The organism is Schlegelella aquatica, assembly GCF_026013905.1.
GTDB classification, from domain to species: Bacteria; Pseudomonadota; Gammaproteobacteria; order Burkholderiales; family Burkholderiaceae_C; genus Caldimonas; species Caldimonas aquatica.
Genome location: NZ_CP110257.1, coordinates 2238197 through 2251407 on the forward strand (window position 1 = coordinate 2238197; position 13211 = coordinate 2251407).

Consider the following 13211-nt stretch of genomic DNA (forward strand, 5'->3'; position numbering starts at 1 on the left):
GGGGCCGGGCGCTCGATGCGGGGCGTCTTCCCGCCGGCGCGCGGGCGGCCCGTGCATCTGCGCTTGGCTGCCTCGCAGGGCGTAAATGCTTGATTTGACGAAGTTTTCGATTATAGGCAGCGGCCTGCCGCCCACGCGGGCGGCGCATGGCGCCAGGGTGACAACGCCCGCGCAGCCACGGCCGTAACATAGGCCGTTCCCACCCCCCTTTCACCACCCCTCCTGGGCGAGCCCGAGCCATGGACATGAAGACTTCTCCCCTTGCCACGCTGAAGGACCCCACCCTGCTCAAGACGGACGCGCTGATCGCGGGCGAGTGGGTGCGCGGCGACAGCCGCTTCGACGTGACCGACCCGGCCACCGGCCAGAAGCTGGCCAACGTGGCGAACCTGGGGGCGGCCGATGCGCAGCGCGCCATCGCGGCGGCCGACGAGGCATGGCCGGCCTGGCGCGCGATGACGGCCAAGGCGCGCCACGCGGTGCTGATGAAGTGGTTCCATCTGCTGCGCGAGCACGCCGAGGACCTCGCGCGCATCATGACGGCCGAGCAAGGCAAGCCCCTGGCCGAGGCCAAGGGCGAGGTCGCCTATGCCGCGAGCTTCGTCGAGTGGTTTGCCGAGGAGGCCAAGCGGGTCTATGGCGAAACCATCCCGACCACCGACCCCAACAAGCGCTACGTCGTCATCAAGCAGCCGATCGGGGTGTGCGCGGCCATCACGCCGTGGAACTTCCCGATCGCGATGATCACCCGCAAGGTCGCGCCGGCGCTCGCAGCCGGGTGCCCGGTGGTCATCAAGCCGGCCGAGCAGACGCCGCTGTCGGCGCTGGCCACCGCGGAGCTCGCGGTGCGCGCGGGCTTTCCGGCCGGCGTGCTGAACGTGGTGACGGCCGATGCCGCCCGCTCGATCGAGGTCGGCAAGGTCATGTGCGCCAGCGATACCGTGCGGCACCTGTCGTTCACGGGCTCCACCGAGGTCGGCCGCATCCTGATGCAGCAATGTGCGCCGACGATCAAGAAGCTCTCGCTGGAGCTGGGCGGCAACGCGCCCTTCATCGTCTTCGACGATGCCGAGCTGGACAGCGCGGTGGAAGGCGCCATCGCCAGCAAGTACCGCAACGCCGGTCAGACCTGCGTGTGTGCCAACCGGCTCTATGTGCAGGAGGGCATCTACGAGGCGTTCGTCGCCAAGCTGGCCGACAAGACCCGCGGGCTCAAGGTCGGCAACGGGTTCGAGCCGGGCGTGGTGCAGGGCCCGCTGATCGACGACCAGGCCGTGGCCAAGGTCGAGCGGCACGTGCAGGATGCGGTGCAAAAGGGCGCGCGCGTGCTGGCCGGCGGTCAGCGGCTGGAAGGCCGATTCTTCCAACCCACGGTGCTGGCGGACGCCACGCCCGAGATGCTGTGCTCCCGCGAGGAAACCTTCGGCCCGGTCGCGCCCGTCTTCCGCTTCAAGACCGAGGAGGACGTGATCGCGCTGGCCAACGCGACGGAGTTCGGCCTGGCGAGCTACTTCTACAGCCGCGACATCGGGCGGATCTTCCGCGTGGCCGAGGCGCTGGAATACGGCATGGTGGGCGTGAACACGGGGCTGATCGCGGTGGCCGAAGTGCCCTTCGGCGGGGTCAAGCAGTCGGGCCTGGGCCGCGAGGGCTCGCACCACGGGATGGACGACTACGTGGAGATCAAGTACCTGTGCCTGGGCGACATCCTCAAGTGAGGCGGGTCGCGCCGGGTCGCAAGGCGTGAGCGGGCCGCCTCGCCGCACGCCTGCTCACAGCATCTCCTCCGGCGCGAAAGGGGTCAGCATCCACAGCATCAGCCGCAGCCACGCGCTGGCCTGCGGCTCGCTGGTATGCACCTGGGCGGCGGCCCCGGTGCCCTTCACCCACCGCACGCGGCCCTCGTCGTCGAGTTCGACGCGATAGCTGTGGTCGGCGGTCACACCGTCATAGAGGCGAACCAGGTCATCGGCCAGCGCCGCACTGCGCACCACCAGGCCCATCTCGGTGTTGAGCCGCTCCGAGCGCGGGTCCATGTTCATGGAACCCACCAGCAGGAGGCGGCGGTCCACGACGACGGCCTTCACGTGCAGGCTGGCGCGTGAGGAACCGAACGAGCCGATGTGCCGGGTGCGGGGTGCGGCGATCCGCGGCTCCAACTCGTGCAGCTCGACCCCCAGCCGCACCAGCTCGGGGCGGTAGCGGGCGTAGCCGATGTGCACCACCGGTGCGTCGGTGGCGGCCAGGGAGTTGGTCAGCACCCTCACGCGCACGCCCTTGGCCCGCAGCTCCTGCACGAGTGCCAGGCCGCGCGCGCCGGGCACGTAGTAGGGCGAGATGATGACGGCCTCGTGCTCGCTCCTGCGCAGCAGTGCCGCCACGTCGTCGGCGATCGTCTCGGTCGAGGCCGGGTCGCCTTCGCTGGCGATCTTCGAAGGCTGATCGACGAGCAGCGTCGCCGGGGCCCAGTCGAGCTGCAGCCGGCCTCGCGCAAGCTCGCGCTCCAGGCGGGACGGGGCGGCCTGCCCGCCCTCCTTCGCGGGCGCGAGCAGCGAGGGCGCCGGAGTATCGCGGCCTTGCGCCCGGCCCTCGTGCACGCCGGGGGCCGGGGACGACGGTGCGGGGATGCCGTCGGCCTCGAGGCCGTCTTCCTCCGCGCCCTGCCCTGCACGCCCCTTGCCGCGCCCCTCCTCCTTGCGCGCGAGGGACTCGACCGGGTAGGCGAGCCGGTGATTCCAGTAGGTGTCGAAAGCGTGGGAAAGCTGCTGCACCACCGGCCCGGCGGCGAGCACGTCCAGGTCGAGGAAGTTGCTCTGCGGACTGCGCAGGAAGTAGGGATCGCCCAGGTTGCGGCCTCCGGTGACGGCCAGGGCGTTGTCGGCGACGAGCATCTTGTTGTGCATGCGCTGATTGATGCGAGCGATGTCCGTCAGCGAAGAGAACACGCGCGTGACCATCGAGAAGCGGCCGCCGGGGAAGGGGTTGAACAGGCGCACGTCGATGTGCGGATGGGCGGAGAGTTCGAGCAGCTCCGCCTCGACATCGGCGGTATGGATGTCGTCGAGCAGGAAGCGAACCCGCACCCCGCGATCCGCGGCGGCCTTCACGTCCTGCAGCAGCGCGCGCGTCGACCCGTCGTTGTGGATCAGGTAGTACTGCAGGTCCAGCGTGCGCTGCGCAGAGCGGATCAGCGTGCGCAGCGTGGCGAACGCCTCCTCGCCGGAGACCAGCAGCCGAAAGCCGGAGTAGCGGGGCTGCGGGCTGGAGGCGGCCGCCACCTGCCCCAGCCGCGTGGCCTGCGGCCGCGACCAGGCGAAGCTGGGCTCGCTCGCCACGGCCGCGGGCAGGCTGGCGCAGCCGCTCAACCACCAGGCGGCCCACAGTGCCAGAAGCGCGCTGCGCCACGCGCGCCCCGGAGGCGCCGGCGGCGGGTGAGCAGCGCAGGACGAGACGCATCGCACGGCCAGCATGGAGCAAACGCCGCGCCCGGCACGGTGCAGGCTGTGCTGCGCCCTGCCCCGAAGGCCCCGGGGCTCAGGCGCCCTCGCCGGCCTGCTCGCCCCGTGCGCGCCAGCGCCGCAGCCACCCCAGCCCGGCCGACGTTTCGCCGCGCGGGCGGTACTCGCAGCCCACGTAGCCGTCGTATCCCAGCCGGTCCAGAAGCTCGAACACCCACGGATAGTGGATCTCGCCGGCGTCCGGCTCGTGGCGGTCCGGCACGCCGGCGATCTGGATGTGGGCCACCCGGGGAAGATGACGCTCCAGGCGTCGGGTGAGGTCGCCTTCCATGATCTGGCAGTGGTAGAGATCCATCTGCACGGCCAGGGCCGGCTCGCCCACTTCCTCCACGACGTCGTGCGCCTGTTGTTGGAAGTTGAGGAAGTACCCCGGCATGTCGCGCAGGTTGATCGGCTCGATGGTGAGGGTCACGCCCTCCTGGGCGGCGCGCCGGGCGGCGGCGCGCAAGTTCTCCACGAAGGTCCGGTGCATCTCGTTCCTCGGGGCGCCGGGGAGCGCCACGCCCGCCATGGCGTGCAGGCGCCGGCACCCCGTGGCGCGGGCGTAGGCGAGCCCGCGCTCGAGCCCTTGCCGGAACTCGACCTCCCGCCCCGGCAACGCGGCGAGCCCCCGCTCACCGGCCGCCCAGTCGCCGGGCGGCAGGTTCATGAGGGCCAGGGTGAGGCCGCACTCCCTCAGGCGCTCGGCGATCGCCTGCGGGGGGTGGTCATAGGGGAACAGGCATTCGACGGCCTCGAATCCATCGGCCGCCGCGGCGGCGAAGCGCTCCAGGAAGGGCCGGTCGGTGTAGAGCAAGGTCAGGTTCGCGGCGAAGCGTGGCATGGCCGTGTGGGTCGGGGGTGAGTGGTGGATGATACGAAGCGGAATAAAACGGCCTCGGCGCACGTCTACCGCCTTGCGCGTGCATGGCAGCACGCCGTCCCCCTGGATTTCCGAGGAGAGCCTGATGATCAGATCCACCCTGAGTGCCTGCGTGCTGGCCGCCACCCTGCTGGGCGGATGCGCCGCGATGAGTTCCGCCGAACCGCCGGTCAAGGTCACCGACGGCGTGCTCGTCAACCGGGCGGGCATGACGCTCTACACCTTCGACCGCGACCCGGTGGGCGCCGGCAAGAGCGTGTGCAACGGTCAGTGCGCCACGAACTGGCCCCCGCTGGCGGCGCCGGCCGACGCGAAGGCCAGCGAGCCCTACTCCATCGTCGTCCGCGACGACGGCACGCGCCAGTGGGCGTACAAGGGCAAGCCGTTGTACCTGTGGGTGCGCGACCAGAAGCCGGGCGACCGCACGGGCGATGGTGTGAACGGCGTGTGGCGCCTGGCCCGGCCCTGACACCGCCCCGCCTCGTGCCCCTGCCCCGGCTGCCCCCGGCTGCGCCACGGGGCAGGAACGCGAGAACGCTTGACCTCACATGGACCCTCGAGCCCAGGCCCTGCTTGCCTGCCTGCCCCGGCTGCGGCGCTATGCCCGCGCGCTGGTGGGAGACGCCGCGCAGGCCGACGACCTGGTGCAAGACACGCTGGAGCGCGCCTGGACGCGTCTGCATCAGTGGCGCGGCGAAGGCGAGCTGCGTGCCTGGCTCTTCGGGATCATGCACAACGTGCGCGTGGACCAGCTTCGGCGCGCCCCGGCCGCGGTGGTGCCGCTGGAGGAGGCGCCTGCCGAGCCTGCGCAGGGCGGCGACCCCGCACGTTGGCTCGAATGGCAGGACCTGGAGGCCGCCGTCGCCCGTCTGCCGGACGAGCAACGCGAGGTGCTGCTGCTGGTGTGCGTGGAGGAACTGCGCTACGAGGAAGTGGCGCAGGCGCTCGGCGTGCCGGTGGGCACCGTGATGTCGCGCCTGGCCCGTGCGCGAGAGAAGCTGCGCGCCTGGCGGAACGGCGCTCGCGACGAGCCCCGCGCGGGCACCTCTCTGAGGGTGGTGAAATGAACGACGCACCGGTGACCGACCTCGAGCTCCACGCCTATGTGGATGACGAGCTCGATGCGGCCGCCCGCGCACGGGTGGAGCGTCATCTGGCCGACCACCCGCACGATGCGGCGCGGGTGCGCGACTGGGCTGCGCAACGGGCGGCCCTGCGCGAGCGTTTCGGCCGCCTCCCGCAGGAGCCCCTGCCGGCCGGCTGGTGGCCCACGATGCAGGCGGCCTCACCCGTCCGTTGGTGGCAGCAGCGCTGGGCGGCGGCATGGCTGGCTGGCGTGCTCGGCTTGGCGGCAGGCTGGGGCGCGCGCGAAGCGTGGTCGGCCAGAACGCCCGCCGCCCTGGCCGCCTTGCCGCGGCAGGCCGCCGTCGCGCATGTGGTCTACGCCCCGGACGCGCGACGCCCGGTCGAGGTGGCGCAACTCGAGCCGCTGGTCGCATGGCTGAGCAAACGCATGGGGGTGGGGGTGCATGCACCCGACCTGACCCCGGACGGCTTCGAACTGATAGGCGGTCGTCTCCTGCCCGGGCGGGCACGCCCGGTCGCCCAGTTCATGTACCAGGACGCGGGCGGCCGCCGGCTCACGCTCTACCTCACGACCGAACTTCCGACGGGCACGGAAGCCGGATTCCGCTTCGCCGAGGAGGCGGGGGTACAGGTGATGTACTGGGTGGACGGTGCTTTCGGCTACGCCCTGTCGTCGGGCTCGCTCGACCGCGCCGCTCTCGCGCGCTTGGCCCAGACGGTGCACCGGCAAGCCGCCCCCTCCTAGCCTCGCGCCCCCACGAGCCCGTCCACGGGCGCGCCGATTGCCCGCGCTGTCGGAGCCGTCCGACAAGGACGTGAGTGATTCGGGAGTCGTGCGCTGCGTCGCCGGTACGTAGCATGCCCTGCATGTCCCACCCGACCGCGCACCGGCCCGGACGAACAGGACGATGCTCAGAACTTTCGAGAACCCTCTGCCCGGTGCCCACAGGACGCGGGCGCAATCCCTGACCCTGCGCGTTCTGACGGTGAACACGCACAAGGGCTTCACCGCGTTCAACCGGCGCTTCATGCTGCACGAACTGCGCGATGCCGTGCGCGAGGTGTCGGCCGACGTGGTGTTCCTGCAAGAAGTGCAGGGCATGCACGAACGGCACCCCCAGCGTGTGGAGAACTGGCCCGACGCACCGCACTACGAGTTCCTGGCCGACTCGATCTGGACGGCTTATGCCTACGGCCGCAATGCCGTCTACCCGTTCGGTCACCACGGCAATGCGGTGCTGTCCAAGTACCCGATCCTGCGCTACGAGAACCGCGACGCCTCGGTGAGCGGCCCGGAGAAGCGCGGCCTGCTCCACTGCGCCATCGGGGTGCCGGGGCAAGACCGCGAACTGCACGCGATCTGCGTCCACCTGGGGCTGCGCGAGGCGCACCGGCGCGTGCAACTGCGCTTGCTGTGCGAGTTGATCCACGAGCAGGTGCCGTCCGAGGCCCCTCTGGTCGTGGCAGGCGACTTCAACGACTGGCGGGTGTCGGCCGAGCAGCAACTCGCACACGCGGGGCTGGCCGAGGTCCACGCCCACACGCACGGGCGCCCGCCGCGCACCTTCCCGGCGCGGTTTCCGATGCTGCGGCTCGATCGCATCTACGTGCGCGGCGTGCGCCGCTTCCGCCCGATGCCGATGCCGCAGCGCCCCTGGGCCCACCTGTCGGACCACTCGCCCCTCGCCGCGGAGATCGAGCTATGAACGTGTGGCGCCCCGGCAATCGGATCCGCCTGCTGGAAAACGGCGAGGCCTACTACCCTCGGGTGTTCGAGGCGATCCGCGCCGCGCAGCGCGAGGTGCTGATCGAAACGTTCATCTTGTTCGACGACAAGGTGGGGCGCGCCTTGCGGGACGAGCTGATCGCCGCGGCGCGCCGGGGCGTGACGGTGCACCTCACCGTCGACGGCTACGGCTCCCCGGACCTCTCCGAGGAGTTCATCGAAGGCATGACGGCCGCGGGCGTGCACTTTCACGTGTTCGACCCGCAGCCCAAGTTGCTGGGCCTGCGAACCAACCTCTTCCGGCGCATGCACCGCAAGATCGTGGTGGTCGATGCGACGCTGGCCTTCGTGGGTGGCATCAACTTCTCGCTCGATCACCTGCAGGAGTTCGGGCCCGAGGCCAAGCAGGACTACGCGATCGAGATCGAGGGCCCGGTGGTGGCCGACATCCACGGATTCGCCGCGCAGGTGGTGGGCGGCACGCGCGAGCAGCATCGCCGGTGGTGGCACTGGCCGGGCCACCGGCACCTGGCGCCCGCCCCGCTCGACACCCAAGACGCCGTCGCGCTCTTCGTGGTGCGGGACAACCAGGGGCACCGCACCGACATCGAGGAGCACTACATCGACGCCCTGCGCCGCGCCAAGGGGAGAGCGCTGATCGCCAACGCCTACTTCTTCCCCGGCTATCGGCTGCTGCGCGAGCTGCGCAACGCGGCGCGCCGCGGCGTGGACGTGCGCCTCGTGCTGCAGGGTCAGCCGGACATGCGCTGGGTGCAGTTCTTCGGGCGCATGCTGTACGACTATCTGCTCAGGGAAGGCGTGCGGATCTACGAGTACTGCGAGCGCCCGCTGCACGGTAAGGTGGCCGTGATCGACGAAGAGTGGGCGACGGTGGGCTCGAGCAACCTCGACCCCTTGAGCCTGGCGGTCAATCTCGAGGCGAACGTCGTCGTGCGCGATCGTGCCTTCGCGCAACGGCTGTACGAGCGGCTCGACGGGCTCGTGCGCAGCCACTGCAGGCTCATCACATCCGAGGAGGTCTCGAGCCGCAACCCCTTGCGGCTGGCGCTCAGCTTCCTGGCCTACCACTTCGCGCGGCGCTTTCCGGCGTGGGTGGGCTTGCTGCCGGCCCACACGCCCAGGATGGAGCACATCCTGCCGCGCGAGGGCGATGCCGCGCTCGGCACGGCCGACCACGCACGCGAGACCGCGCCCAAGGAAGCGCACGGCCTGTGACTGCAAGCACCGGCAAGAGCAGGCCCCAGGGCGCCGCCCGCAGCCCCCGCGCCACCGCGGAAAGAGGCGCGCCTTCTTCGCACCATGCGCCGCCCTCCGGCCGCGCCGGTGTCCCAGCCAGCGGCTGGCGGCGCCACTGGCCGCGTATCAAGCGCGTGCTGCCGTGGCTCTTCCTGGTGCTGGTGGTGACGCTCGTGGCCAACCAAGCGCGCGAGCTCGACTGGCAGGAGGTGCGCAAGGCGATCCGCCGGTACGACGCGATCACCCTCGCCTCGGCCGCCGGCATCGCGGCGGTGAGCTATGCGCTCTACAGCTGCTACGACCTGCTCTCACGCCGCTACGCGGGGCATCGCCTGCCGGCCGGCCGCGTGCTGGCCATTACCTTCGTCAGCTACGCCTTCAACCTGAACCTGGGCTCGCTCGTCGGCGGAGTGGGCTTCCGGCTGCGCCTGTACTCTCGCCTGGGGCTCGACCAGGCCCAGATCTCGCGGGTGCTCGGGTTCAGCGTGCTCACCAACTGGCTGGGCTACCTGCTGCTGGCCGGCACCGTGTTCGTCTCCGGCACGGTGGAACTGCCGCAGGACTGGAAGCTGGGCAGCACCGGACTGCGCTGGCTCGGGATCGCCCTTCTGGCCGTGGCGGCCGCCTACCTGGGCCTGTGCGCCTTCTCACGCCGTCGCAGCTACACCTGGCGCGGACACGAACTGGCCCTGCCCTCGTGGCCGCTGGCGCTCGCGCAGTTCGCGCTGTCCGCGTGCAACTGGCTGGCGATCGCCTGCGTCCTCTACGTGCTCTTTCGCCAACAGCTGGCCTTCGGCACGGTGGTGGCGGTGCTGATGGTGAGCGCCGTGGCAGGCGTGGTGACGCACGTGCCGGCCGGGTTGGGCGTGCTCGAGGCCGTGTTCATCGGTCTGCTGGGGTGGAAGTTCTCGCGCCCCGAGCTCGTCGCCACCCTGGTCGCGTACCGCGCCGTGTACTACCTCGCGCCCCTGACGGTGGCGGCCGCGCTCTACGCGGTGCTCGAGTGGCGCGCCCGGCACCTGCGGGTGCAGTGAGGCGCTCGCATCTACTGCTTGGTGGCCGAGAACGGCGCGACGATGCCCGCGCTTTCCGAGAGCTCCGCCAACATGGCGCGGGCGACGGGATGCAGGGCCTCGTTGTGCGAGGCCGCTTCGAGTGCGGAGGCGAACAAGGGCATGTTGGCGCGCGACGAAGCGGCCAAGGCCAGCAAGGACTGGCGCAGAACCTGTTGGAGGATGTCGAGGGTCTCGCTTTGGACGGCGTTCATGGGCGGTGCGAGTGGAATCGTGGTCGGGCGGGTGCGCGGCGGGCGCGTCAGATGCCCGCGAGCACGCGGCGTACCCGGCAGCCGCACGGCAGACCCTCTTGCTCGATCTTGGGGGAGCGTCGCGACGCCGCCTTGTAGGCATGGGCTGACAGCGGCGTCGGACACGTGGGGATTCGCCGTCGTGTCATGGAGTCCTAGCATGCTGTGCATTCCGACTTCTGCATCGACGGCACAATTGACATGGAGCGTTCCACTTGCGGGAAGTACCTCGTGCTGGTGGGTGACGAGCAGTCACCGCGCGCACTGCTGTTCGGCGGCACCTTCGACTATCTGGCCGAGCTGGAGTACGACAGCCTGACGGTGGCTCATCTCGTGCAAGGGGGCCGCCCGTGCCGCCCGCCGCAACCCCTGCGCCGCAACCGCCTGCTGGCCCAAGCCGAGGACGGTCTGGTGCGTTGCTATCACTTGGGAGACTGGAAGACCCGTCGCGAGGCCGAGAAGGCCCACCACCAGGGCGAGGTGTCGCAAGCCTAGCGAAGCCCCTCGGTGTGCGGCCCCGCGAGCCTCACCGCGGTCGCAGATCGGCGGCAGATCGGCCGCCAAGGCGCCCTCGGTGGGGCACCAGGCCGACGGCTACAGCGGCGCCTCCACCACCTCTCGGACTTCCCATTCGATGGCCGACGAGGCGTACTCGTCACGTCCGGCCTGAAGGAGCACGCCCGGCCCTCGGCTGCCCGCCTCGACCGAGGCCGGGTCCAGGCCCTGGAGCACCACGGCCGCGCCCATGTCCTTGGCCACGAGGAGCAGCGTGTCGCCGTCGCGGCACTCCAGCGGCCCGTCGTGCCAGCGCAGCAGGCCTTGGGACTCGTCGGCAAGCCAGCGGTCGTGCCGCAGCTCGAAGCGTGCGGTCACGCCGGCCGGCAACAGCAATTGACCCAGGACGAGGCGCCGGTCATCCATGCGGTGTTCCCCCGGTCGGAAAGCTCTTGAGGTATTGCGACGAAGACACGCCCATCGAGACGTAGATGCTCGTCACCGCCTCGACACCGAGATCGGCAGGTTGCACCCACTCCTGCGGCACGTAGAGCAGGCCGCCGCCGATGGGCACCGGCGCGGTGGGGATGAGCACCGCCAGATAGGGCCGGCCGTTGAGTTCCACCGGCGTGGGCCCCGACAGCAGACCGAGCACCGCCGCCCCGCCCGGTCCACCGAAATGGCACCACACCGGGCTCATCGACTTGAGCCCTTCCTTGCCGTCCTTCTTCGTCACGAGGGCGACGAACCGGTCGATCACATCGTAGATGGTGCGCACCACCGGGATGCGCAGCAGCATCGTATTGACGGCGCGCCGCAACCCGCGCTGCACACCGGATTCCACTGCCAGACCGAGCAGGAACACGAAGGCCAGCACGATCACGATGCCGAACAGGTAGGCAATGGCCTCCGAACCGGCCACGCCGACGCCGATGCCGATGAGGATGCTGCCGAGGATGCTGTGGGGCCCGAGCCAGTGATAGACGAGCATCCCCATCCAGACGAGGACGGTGATCGTCACAGCCAGGGGCAGCACGGCCAGCAGGCCGGTGACGAAGGTGCGGGCGAGGGAACGCAGACGAACGGGCAGCGGCATGGTCTTCCACAGGCGATAGGCTGCCCGCAGCCGACGGACGGCCGAGGGCACCGGCCCTATTGTGGGGCCGAAGCGCGCGCCGCCTGCTGCCGCCTCGGGCCGGGGCCTCGGCGGAGTACCGCCCGGCGAGGGGTCCGAAGGGGGACTCACTCTTCCTTCTGCGGCCGGTCCTTGGGTTCGAGCTCCCAATCCTTGTCGTCCTTGGGCGTGCTGGTGCTGCGCTCGATGTGCTCGGCCGCACTCGGAGAGATGGGATCGCTGGCGGGAAACGTCTCTTCCAGCGCCTCGTCGAGCCGCTCCTGGTAGGTCTCGAGCTTTTCCTGCTCCTCGGGCTTGGCAGAGGACTCCTTGGGTGGGGTGGAGGTCGATCGCTGCGGCGACCCCTCGGGCGACGGGTGCGATCCTTGGGTGGATTGCTGACGCGCTTCCTGACGCGCTTCCTGACGCGCTTCCTGACGCGCTTCCTGAGGCGCTTCCTGAGGCGATCCTTGGGAAGATTCCGGTGAGGATCTTCGGGTGGTGTCGGTCATGGCAAGGCTCCTTTCGGCGCAGCCGGGGCAATCGGCGTGCCCTGCCCCGCTTCGACGCCCTGCCCCGAGGCTGGCGGCCGACGTCTTGCGCTCAGGCAGCACGTGAAGACGCCGCCTTGGGCCCCAGCACCCGGGCCAGCTGGCAAGCCCATGACGGCCGGTGGGAAGGATCCAGCGCGCTGAGCGCGTTGTCGAGCGTGCGCCCCAGGCGGATGCGCTCGTTGAATCGAACCCGGGCATCGAATGCCGCCTGGTCGGCCATTGCGGCCCGCTCCTCGGGCGTCAGGTTCAAAGCGCGGGCGAGGACGGACTTCCACGCCTCCACCGTCGGCTCGCGCACCAGGAAGCCGTTGATCGCGTCGCGCAGGTAGATCCTCGGCCCGATCGAGTCGGTCGCGACGACGATCTTGCCTTGGTGCATGGCATTCAGGATCGTCTGGTCGGCCGTGGATCGGGTCAGGTTCTGTTCGATCGGCATCGCGAAGACCGAGCAGGCCGAGATCTGTTCGAAGTAGTCCCGATTGCTCCACTCGGTGTGCAACTCGACGCACGGAAAGGCCTCGACCAGACGCCGTATCTCGGGCGAGACGGCGCCCGGCGGTAGCCCCATCTTGACAGGCACGCCCAACTCGCCCGCGGCGCGGAGGAAGACCGGATAGTCGCGAAACGATTGCCCGCCAGTGAGGACGAAGGGCTGCGCCGGCTCGGCCGGGCGGATGTCGTAGCCGATGAGCGACGTGGACCAGGGGACGGGCCGCAGCAGGCGGGCGGGCACCCCGAACTCGCGCTCGTAGATCGCAATTTCCTCGGCCGAATGCGGCTGCACCTCGTGGAGCAGCCGGCGCGCCAGGCGCAGCAGCCCTCGCTGCAGAAGCCCCGGCCCACCCGAGGCCTTCTGCCAGTGCGCGTCCACGATGATGTGCGGGGTGCGTATCCAGGGGCACAGCGCGGCCAAGGCCACGTAGAGCAGATCCGCGCGCTCGCCGCCCGCCAGCAGCACGACGTCATAGCGGGGCGCCCGCCACAGCAATCTGGCGATCAGGCTCGCGTCCGGAATGCCCGCCTTCGCCGTCAGCCGGCTGAGCCGGTTGGGTCGGGCGCCGACCGTCTCGACCACCCGGTTCCAGAAGGGGACCTTGCCGTAAGGCAGCGTACTGAGGATGCGATGCGCCGAGGCCTTGCGCTCGATGTGTCCCAGCCAGCTCTCTTGAGCGGCCAGTGCCCGATCGATCTCCTCCAGTGCATGGCTTGAAAGCATGGTGTTCGTCTCCCTGGCTTTGCTGGAGCGCCGAGGCGGTCGGAACCGTCGGCGTCTTCCTGCAGCCCGCGCCGTGC

At 70.3% G+C, this 13211-nt stretch carries 15 protein-coding genes; 8 read left to right on the plus strand and 7 right to left on the minus strand.

All coding sequences use genetic code 11. The features are described from left to right. The first annotated feature begins 239 nt into the window (after positions 1-239). The gene (locus OMP39_RS10135) at positions 240-1718 is read left to right on the plus strand and encodes an NAD-dependent succinate-semialdehyde dehydrogenase (RefSeq protein WP_280925507.1); all 1479 of its coding nucleotides are present in this window, start codon (positions 240-242) and stop codon (positions 1716-1718) included. Positions 1719-1772: 54 nt separating this feature from the next. On the opposite strand, the gene OMP39_RS10140 is transcribed toward OMP39_RS10135, so the two are convergent. After that, positions 1773-3470: a phospholipase D family protein gene (locus OMP39_RS10140; protein ID WP_264891605.1), complete on the minus strand. Its 1698-nt coding sequence runs from the start codon at positions 3468-3470 to the stop codon at positions 1773-1775. A gap of 64 nt (positions 3471-3534) precedes the next feature. After that, entirely contained in the window at positions 3535-4341 is an 807-nt protein-coding gene (gene otnI / locus OMP39_RS10145) for a 2-oxo-tetronate isomerase (RefSeq protein ID WP_264891606.1), read from the minus strand. A gap of 124 nt (positions 4342-4465) precedes the next feature. On the opposite strand from otnI, the gene OMP39_RS10150 reads away from it, so the two are divergent. The 6 genes from OMP39_RS10150 (at position 4466) to OMP39_RS10175 (ending at position 9483) form a co-directional block, all read left to right on the plus strand. Then, a complete protein-coding gene (locus OMP39_RS10150; RefSeq protein ID WP_264891607.1) occupies positions 4466-4849 on the plus strand; it encodes a COG4315 family predicted lipoprotein in 384 nt (127 codons plus the stop codon). A gap of 79 nt (positions 4850-4928) precedes the next feature. Further along, positions 4929-5447, plus strand: coding sequence for an RNA polymerase sigma factor (locus OMP39_RS10155; protein ID WP_264891608.1), 519 nt, complete (start codon positions 4929-4931; stop codon positions 5445-5447). Continuing rightward, on the plus strand, positions 5444-6211 hold the full coding sequence (locus tag OMP39_RS10160) for an anti-sigma factor family protein (protein ID WP_264891609.1): 768 nt from the start codon (positions 5444-5446) through the stop codon (positions 6209-6211). Before OMP39_RS10155 ends, OMP39_RS10160 begins: the two co-directional genes overlap by 4 nt. A gap of 163 nt (positions 6212-6374) precedes the next feature. After that, positions 6375-7172 carry an endonuclease/exonuclease/phosphatase family protein gene (locus OMP39_RS10165; RefSeq protein ID WP_264891610.1) on the plus strand — a complete coding sequence of 266 codons (798 nt, stop codon included), beginning with the start codon at positions 6375-6377 and terminating at the stop codon, positions 7170-7172. Next, positions 7169-8428, plus strand: a complete 1260-nt coding sequence (gene clsB / locus OMP39_RS10170; protein ID WP_264891611.1) for a cardiolipin synthase ClsB — start codon at positions 7169-7171, stop codon at positions 8426-8428. Before OMP39_RS10165 ends, clsB begins: the two co-directional genes overlap by 4 nt. Positions 8429-8583: 155 nt before the next feature. Beyond that, positions 8584-9483: a lysylphosphatidylglycerol synthase domain-containing protein gene (locus OMP39_RS10175; protein ID WP_264891612.1), complete on the plus strand. Its 900-nt coding sequence runs from the start codon at positions 8584-8586 to the stop codon at positions 9481-9483. Positions 9484-9494: 11 nt separating this feature from the next. Here the strand turns inward: OMP39_RS10175 and OMP39_RS10180 are convergent, their stop codons facing one another. Continuing rightward, on the minus strand, positions 9495-9716 hold the full coding sequence (locus tag OMP39_RS10180; protein WP_264891613.1) for a hypothetical protein: 222 nt from the start codon (positions 9714-9716) through the stop codon (positions 9495-9497). Between the two features lie 240 nt (positions 9717-9956). Between OMP39_RS10180 and OMP39_RS10185 the strand changes: the two genes are divergently transcribed. Beyond that, positions 9957-10250, plus strand: a complete 294-nt coding sequence (locus tag OMP39_RS10185; RefSeq protein ID WP_264891614.1) for a hypothetical protein — start codon at positions 9957-9959, stop codon at positions 10248-10250. Between the two features lie 99 nt (positions 10251-10349). Here OMP39_RS10185 and OMP39_RS10190 read toward each other — a convergent pair whose 3' ends face one another. The 4 genes from OMP39_RS10190 to OMP39_RS10205 all read right to left on the minus strand — a co-directional run bounded on the left by OMP39_RS10190 (position 10350) and on the right by OMP39_RS10205 (position 13134). Continuing rightward, entirely contained in the window at positions 10350-10676 is a 327-nt protein-coding gene (locus OMP39_RS10190; RefSeq protein WP_264891615.1) for a hypothetical protein, read from the minus strand. Then, complete coding sequence (locus tag OMP39_RS10195; RefSeq protein ID WP_264891616.1) at positions 10669-11346, minus strand: DUF502 domain-containing protein; 678 nt, start codon at positions 11344-11346, stop codon at positions 10669-10671. Before OMP39_RS10195 ends, OMP39_RS10190 begins: the two co-directional genes overlap by 8 nt. A gap of 146 nt (positions 11347-11492) precedes the next feature. Then, positions 11493-11876, minus strand: coding sequence for a hypothetical protein (locus tag OMP39_RS10200; protein WP_264891617.1), 384 nt, complete (start codon positions 11874-11876; stop codon positions 11493-11495). A 91-nt stretch (positions 11877-11967) separates the two neighbouring features. Beyond that, positions 11968-13134, minus strand: coding sequence for a glycosyltransferase (locus tag OMP39_RS10205; protein WP_264891618.1), 1167 nt, complete (start codon positions 13132-13134; stop codon positions 11968-11970). Between the last annotated feature and the right edge of the window lie 77 nt (positions 13135-13211).

What these genes read in the sequence shown, in the direction of transcription:
- OMP39_RS10135 (WP_280925507.1), top strand. Translation starts at nt 240, where the DNA reads ATGGACATGAAGACTTCTCCCCTTGCCACGCTGAAGGACCCCACCCTG.
- OMP39_RS10140 (WP_264891605.1), bottom strand. Translation starts at nt 3,470, where the DNA reads ATGCTGGCCGTGCGATGCGTCTCGTCCTGCGCTGCTCACCCGCCGCCG.
- otnI (WP_264891606.1), bottom strand. Translation starts at nt 4,341, where the DNA reads ATGCCACGCTTCGCCGCGAACCTGACCTTGCTCTACACCGACCGGCCC.
- OMP39_RS10150 (WP_264891607.1), top strand. Translation starts at nt 4,466, where the DNA reads ATGATCAGATCCACCCTGAGTGCCTGCGTGCTGGCCGCCACCCTGCTG.
- OMP39_RS10155 (WP_264891608.1), top strand. Translation starts at nt 4,929, where the DNA reads ATGGACCCTCGAGCCCAGGCCCTGCTTGCCTGCCTGCCCCGGCTGCGG.
- OMP39_RS10160 (WP_264891609.1), top strand. Translation starts at nt 5,444, where the DNA reads ATGAACGACGCACCGGTGACCGACCTCGAGCTCCACGCCTATGTGGAT.
- OMP39_RS10165 (WP_264891610.1), top strand. Translation starts at nt 6,375, where the DNA reads ATGCTCAGAACTTTCGAGAACCCTCTGCCCGGTGCCCACAGGACGCGG.
- clsB (WP_264891611.1), top strand. Translation starts at nt 7,169, where the DNA reads ATGAACGTGTGGCGCCCCGGCAATCGGATCCGCCTGCTGGAAAACGGC.
- OMP39_RS10180 (WP_264891613.1), bottom strand. Translation starts at nt 9,716, where the DNA reads ATGAACGCCGTCCAAAGCGAGACCCTCGACATCCTCCAACAGGTTCTG.
- OMP39_RS10185 (WP_264891614.1), top strand. Translation starts at nt 9,957, where the DNA reads ATGGAGCGTTCCACTTGCGGGAAGTACCTCGTGCTGGTGGGTGACGAG.
- OMP39_RS10190 (WP_264891615.1), bottom strand. Translation starts at nt 10,676, where the DNA reads ATGGATGACCGGCGCCTCGTCCTGGGTCAATTGCTGTTGCCGGCCGGC.
- OMP39_RS10195 (WP_264891616.1), bottom strand. Translation starts at nt 11,346, where the DNA reads ATGCCGCTGCCCGTTCGTCTGCGTTCCCTCGCCCGCACCTTCGTCACC.
- OMP39_RS10200 (WP_264891617.1), bottom strand. Translation starts at nt 11,876, where the DNA reads ATGACCGACACCACCCGAAGATCCTCACCGGAATCTTCCCAAGGATCG.
- OMP39_RS10205 (WP_264891618.1), bottom strand. Translation starts at nt 13,134, where the DNA reads ATGCTTTCAAGCCATGCACTGGAGGAGATCGATCGGGCACTGGCCGCT.